The sequence below is a fragment of the Elioraea sp. Yellowstone genome (genome assembly GCF_006704265.1).
Classification (GTDB): Bacteria; Pseudomonadota; Alphaproteobacteria; order Acetobacterales; family Acetobacteraceae; genus Elioraea.
Genome location: NZ_VIKA01000183.1, coordinates 1 through 5,840, shown reverse-complemented (window position 1 = coordinate 5,840; position 5,840 = coordinate 1). Strand labels below are relative to the sequence as shown.

Here is a 5,840-nt window from a genome sequence, read left to right as displayed (position 1 = left end):
GCCACGCACGACGCCGGCCGCGCCGCCGGCCGATGCGCTGATGCGCCCGCCGGCGCCGGCCGCGGCGCAGCGGGGCGAGGGCTACCGGGCGGAGGAACGGCGCGACCTCGACCGGCTCATGAACGTGACGCGCTGAGCCGCGGCGGAGGGGAAGCGGGATGACCATCGAGCCGTCGGGCGAGCCCATGGCGTGGCGCGACGAGGATCACCCGCACGAGGAGTGCGGGGTCTTCGGCGTCTGGGGCGTTGCCGACGCGGCGGCGCTCACCGCGCTCGGGCTGCACGCGCTGCAGCACCGCGGCCAGGAATCCACCGGCATCGTCACCTATGACGGGGCGCGCTTCCACAGCCACCGGGCGCTCGGCCTGGTGGGCGATGCGTTCTCGGATGCGCGCGTGATGGCCGGGCTGCCGGGCACGGCGGCGATCGGCCACAACCGCTACGCCACCACCGGCAACACGGTGCTGCGCAACGTCCAGCCGCTCTACGCCGATTTCGAGTTCGGCGGGCTCGCGGTCGGGCACAACGGCAACCTCACCAACGCCCATGCGCTCAGGCGCGCGCTGGTCCGCCGCGGCTGCCTGTTCCAGTCCACCACCGACTCGGAGGTGTTCATCCACCTGATCGCGATCAGCCTCTACGGCACGGTGGTGGACCGGCTGATCGACGCCCTGAAGCAGGTGCAGGGCGCCTACTCGCTGGTGGCGCTGACCTCGGAGGCGCTGATCGGCGTGCGCGATCCCTACGGCGTGCGACCGCTCATCCTCGGCCGCTTCCCCGACAAGGACGGGGCCTGGGTGCTCGCCTCCGAGACCTGCGCGCTCGACATCGTCGGCGCGGCGTTCGTGCGCGATATCGAGCCGGGCGAGATCGTGGTCATCGACGATTCTGGCGTGCGCTCGATCAAGCCCTGGGCCAAGCAGGCGAGCCGCTTCTGCATCTTCGAGCACATCTACTTCGCCCGGCCGGACAGCATCGTCGAGGGCACGGCCGTCTACGAGGTGCGCAAGCGCATCGGCGCCGAGCTCGCGCGCGAGAGCCACCCGCCGGCCGACATCGTCGTGCCGGTGCCGGATTCGGGCGTGCCGGCGGCGATCGGCTACGCCGCCGAGGCCGGGCTGCCCTTCGAGCTCGGCATCATCCGCAACCACTATGTCGGCCGCACCTTCATCGAGCCGACCGACCAGATCCGCCATCTCGGCGTGAAGCTGAAGCACAGCGCCAACCGCGCGATGCTCGAGGGCCGCCGCGTGGTGCTGGTGGACGATTCGATCGTGCGCGGCACCACCAGCCGCAAGATCGTCGAGATGGTGCGCGCCGCCGGCGCGACCGAGGTGCACATGCGCATCTCCTCGCCGCCGACCACGCATTCCTGCTTCTACGGCATCGACACGCCCGAGCGCGACAAGCTGCTCGCGGCGCGCAACGACGTGGACGCGATGGCGCGCATCATCGGCGTCGATTCCCTCGCCTTCATCTCGATCGACGGGCTCTACCGCGCGGTCGCGGGCACGGTGCGCGATCCCCGCCGGCCGCAGTTCTGCGACGCCTGCTTCACCGGCGACTACCCGATCCCGCTGACCGACCGCGACGACCAGTCGAACGACCGGCAGCTCAGCCTGCTCGCCGAGACGCGCTGAGATGGCGGGGAGCCTGGAGGGGCGCGTCGCCCTCGTCACCGGCGCCTCGCGCGGCATCGGCGCGGCGGTGGCGGTGGAGCTTGCGCGCCAGGGGGCGGTCGTGGTGGCGGTCGCGCGCACGAAGGCCGGTCTCGAGGAGACCGACGATGCGATCCGCGCCGCCACCGGGCGCAACGCCACGCTTTTGGTGCTCGACCTGCGCGAGGGCGCGAAGGTCGATGCGATCGGGCCGACGCTCGCCGAGCGCTTCGGCCGGCTCGACATCGTCGTCGGCAATGCCGGGCTGCTCGGCAGGCTGGGGCCGCTCACCCACCTGCCCGAGAAGGACTGGACCGATCTCTGGGCGGTGAACGTCACCGCGAACTGGCGCCTGATGCGCACCGCCGAGCCGCTCCTGCGCGCCTCCGATGCGGGCCGCGCGGTGTTCGTCAGCTCCGGCGCTGCCGCCCGCCCGCGCGCCTATTGGGGGCCCTACGGCGCGAGCAAGGCCGCGCTCGATCACCTGGTGAGGACCTGGGCGGCGGAGCTCGCGATCACCGGGGTGAAGGTGAACGCCTTCAATCCGGGCCCGGTCGCGACGCGGATGCGCGCCGCCGCCATGCCGGGCGAAGATCCCTCCACCATCCCGCAACCGGACGAAGTCGCACCGGCGATCGTGGCACTCTGCCGGCCGGAGGAGACGCGTTCGGGCGAGGTGGTGTCGTTCCGGTGACGACCCTGGTGGAGGGGGCGGCGGGGGTCGTGGCGCTCGCGACCGTCGAGGCGCCGCCCGCGCGCGCCTTCGCCGCCGCGCCGGTCGCCCGCCCGCCTGCATTCCGCTGGCGTGCCGCCGGGTCTGGGGAGACGCCGACCGTCATCACCCCCATGCCGTTCGGCCGCGTCGCGATGGACATCCGCCGCAGCCGCGACGCCACCGGGTTCCCGCCCCGCTTCGCCGATCTCGACCAGGCCGCGGAGGGCTGGCTGGCCTCGGCTGCGTTGGCGTCGCTCGAGGTGCGCTGCGCCTTGTCGCGCGCCAACAATTCGATTATCGTTGAATTATGGAACTGCGCGATCTGGCCGGGCGCTTCGCCGCCCTCTCCCACCCGACCCGCGTCGCGCTGATCCGCCTGCTGGTCGGCGCCGGCCCGGGCGGGCTGCCGGCAAGCGAGATCGCCGCCGCCGTCGGGGTGGCGCCGTCGAGCCTCTCGTTCCACCTGCGCGAGATGGAGGGTGCAGGGCTGATCCGGCCTGCGCGGCAGGGCCGGGTCATCCGCTACGCCGCCGAACTCGACGCGGTGCGCGGGCTTGCGGCCTTCCTCGCCGAGACCTGCTGCGACGGGAGGCCGGAGCTCTGCGGCGAGGGCTTCGCCGGGACCCGGGGCGCCACGCCGGCGGCCACGCGCCCCTACACCGTCCTCTTTCTCTGCACCGGCAACAGCCACCGTTCGGTGATGGCGGAGGCGATCCTGAACCGCGAGGGCGCCGGGCGGTTCCGCGCCTTCTCCGCCGGCAGCCATCCCGAGGGCACGGTCGCGCCGGAGACCCTCGACCTCCTGCGGCGGCTGGACTACCCCATCGCCGGCCTGCGCTCCAAGTCCTGGGACGAGTTCGCCCGCCCGGGCGCGCCCGCGCTCGACTTCGTCTTCACCGTCTGCGATGCCGCCGCGGGCGAGATCTGCCCGACCTGGCCGGGCCAGCCGCTGACCGCGCATTGGGGTGTGCCCGATCCCGCGCGCGCGGGGGGCGGCGCGGCCGAACGCGGCATCGCGCTCTCCGATACCTATCGCATGCTCGCCAACCGCATCGGCATCTTCGTCAATCTGCCGCTGCGCAGCCTCGACCGGCTTGCCCTGCAGCAGCGCCTCGACGAGATCGGGCGGCTGCCGCGCACGCCGCGCCTCACCCCGATCGCGGCGTGACGATGCGCGTCGGCATCAACGGCATGGGGCGGATCGGGCGTCTTGCGCTGCGCGCCGCCCTCGGCGGCGTCGCGCGGGCCGAGGGCGATCCGCGCGCGGGCAATCGGCTCGAGGTCGTGCACGTCAACGAGCTCAAGGGCGGGCCGGCGGCGACCGCGCATCTCCTGGAGTTCGACTCCATCCACGGACGCTGGCGCGCGCCGATCGCGGCGGATGGCGATGCGATCGCGATCGGCAATCGCCGCATCGGCTTCTCCTCGGCGCCCCATCCGCACGAGGTCGCCTGGGGCGATCTCGGCTGCGACGTCGTGCTCGAGTGCACGGGCAAGTTCCTGACGCGCCCGGACCTCGAGGCGTATCTCGCACGCGGCGTGAAGCGCGTCGTCGTCGCCGCGCCGGTGAAGGACGGCTCGGCGCTGAACATCGTCGTCGGCGTGAACGATGACCGTTACGACGGCACGCAGCGCCTGCTGACCGCGGCGTCCTGCACCACCAACTGCCTTGCCCCCCTGGTGAAGGTGCTGCACGAGTCGATCGGCATCCGTCACGGCCAGATCACCACGATCCACGACCCGACCAACACCAATGTCGTGGTGGATGCGCCGCACAGGGACCTGCGCCGGGCCCGGTCGGCCATGCTCAGCCTCGCGCCGACGACGACCGGCAGCGCGACCGCGATCGGCCTGATCTATCCCGACCTCGCCGGCAGGCTGAACGGCCACGCGGTGCGCGCGCCGGTGCTCAACGCCTCCCTGACCGACGCGGTGTTCGAGATGGCGCGCGCCGTCGCGGCCGAGGAGGTGAATGCGCTGTTCGAGACCGCCGCGGCGGGGCCGCTCGCAGGCATTCTCGGCGTCGAGCGCCGGCCGCTGGTCTCTGCCGACTACCGTGGCGACACGCGCAGCGCGATCGTCGATGCGCCCTCCACCATGGTCACGGACGGCACCATGCTGAAGGTCTATGCCTGGTACGACAACGAGATGGGCTATGCCTGCCGCATGGTCGATCTCGCCTGCATCGTCGGCGCCACGCTGTGAGCGGCCAGCGCGCCTACGCGAGCGTCGTCGCCGCCTATTGGGGCTTCACGCTGACCGACGGCGCGCTGCGCATGCTGGTGCTGCTGCACTTCTTCACCCTCGGCTACACGCCGTTCCAGCTCGCCTTCCTGTTCGTGCTCTACGAGGTCGCCGGCATGGCGACCAACCTGTTCGGCGGCTGGGCGGCGACGCGCTTCGGCGTCAACGTCACGCTCGCGAGCGGGCTCGCGCTCCAGGTTGCGGCCCTGCTGATGCTCTCCGCGCTTGACCCGGCCTGGTCGCCCTTCTGGTCGGTGGCGTACGTGGTCCTCGCGCAGGGGCTGGCCGGCGTGGCCAAGGACCTCACCAAGACCAGTGCCAAGTCGGCGATCAAGCTCGTCACGCCGGAGGGCCGGTCGGCGACGCTGTTCCGCTACGTCGCCTGGCTCACCGGCTCGAAGAACGCCCTCAAGGGGGTGGGGTTCTTCCTGGGCGGCACGCTGCTCTCCGCGGTCGGCTTCGTGCCGGCGCTCCGGCTCATGGCGGCCGCGCTCGCGGTGGTGTTCGTCGCCTCCGTGCTCGCGCTGCCGCGCATGTTCGGCAAGGCGAAGCGGGCGTCGCGCCTGCGCGAGCTGTTCGCGAAGACGCGCGCGATCAACCTGCTGGCCGCTGCGCGCATCGCGCTGTTCGGCGCGCGCGACGTCTGGTTCGTGGTCGGGCTGCCGGTGTTCCTCTACGCGAACGGCTGGACCTTCGCCGAGGTCGGCGGCTTCCTCGCCGCCTGGACGATCGGCTACGGCGCGGTCCAGGGCCTTGCCCATCGCATCGTGCCGCGCAGCGCCGACGGGCTCTCGGCCGAGGTGCCGGCCGCCCGGGTCTGGGCGGGCCTGCTTGCGGCCATCCCGCTTGCGCTCGCGGTCGTGCTGGGCACCGCCACCGCGATCACCGTGCAGGCCGTCGTCGCCGGGCTCGCCCTGTTCGGCGTCGCCTTCGCGGTCAATTCGGCGCTGCACTCCTATCTGATCGTCGCCTATGCGGGATCGGAGAAGGTGGCGGAGGATGTCGGGTTCTACTATGCCGCGAACGCCACGGGGCGGCTCGCCGGCACGCTGCTCTCGGGCCTGCTCTACCAGGCAGGCGGGCTGATGGCGTGCCTGCTCGGCTCCGGCGCGATGCTCGCGTGCTGTGCCGCGATCAGCCTCGCCCTGCCGGCGCGCGCCGTCGCCGCCGCGCGCGCCCCAGCCTGGTTCGCCGAGCTCGGCGTGCCCGATACGCAGGACGGC

6 protein-coding genes are annotated in these 5,840 nt (G+C 72.5%); all 6 read left to right on the top strand.

The genetic code is table 11. From position 1 onward, the window contains the following. Positions 1-158: 158 nt before the first annotated feature. Positions 159-1,640 carry an amidophosphoribosyltransferase gene (gene purF / locus FK498_RS16850; protein WP_237560991.1) on the top strand — a complete coding sequence of 494 codons (1,482 nt, stop codon included), beginning with the start codon at positions 159-161 and terminating at the stop codon, positions 1,638-1,640. A 1-nt stretch (position 1,641) separates the two neighbouring features. Next, on the top strand, positions 1,642-2,352 hold the full coding sequence (locus tag FK498_RS16845; RefSeq protein WP_141856603.1) for an SDR family NAD(P)-dependent oxidoreductase: 711 nt from the start codon (positions 1,642-1,644) through the stop codon (positions 2,350-2,352). Continuing rightward, positions 2,349-2,744 (top strand): hypothetical protein, encoded by a 396-nt coding sequence (locus FK498_RS16840; protein WP_141856590.1) that lies wholly within the window; start codon positions 2,349-2,351, stop codon positions 2,742-2,744. The genes FK498_RS16845 and FK498_RS16840 overlap by 4 nt, the downstream gene beginning before the upstream one ends. Next, complete coding sequence (locus FK498_RS16835) at positions 2,681-3,541, top strand: metalloregulator ArsR/SmtB family transcription factor (RefSeq protein WP_141856588.1); 861 nt, start codon at positions 2,681-2,683, stop codon at positions 3,539-3,541. Before FK498_RS16840 ends, FK498_RS16835 begins: the two co-directional genes overlap by 64 nt. A 2-nt stretch (positions 3,542-3,543) precedes the next feature. Further along, positions 3,544-4,578: an ArsJ-associated glyceraldehyde-3-phosphate dehydrogenase gene (locus FK498_RS16830; RefSeq protein ID WP_141856605.1), complete on the top strand. Its 1,035-nt coding sequence runs from the start codon at positions 3,544-3,546 to the stop codon at positions 4,576-4,578. Beyond that, positions 4,575-5,840, top strand: a 1,266-nt coding sequence (gene arsJ / locus FK498_RS16825) for an organoarsenical effux MFS transporter ArsJ (protein WP_202614891.1), incomplete at its 3' end; no start/stop codon positions are given. The genes FK498_RS16830 and arsJ, both read left to right, overlap by 4 nt.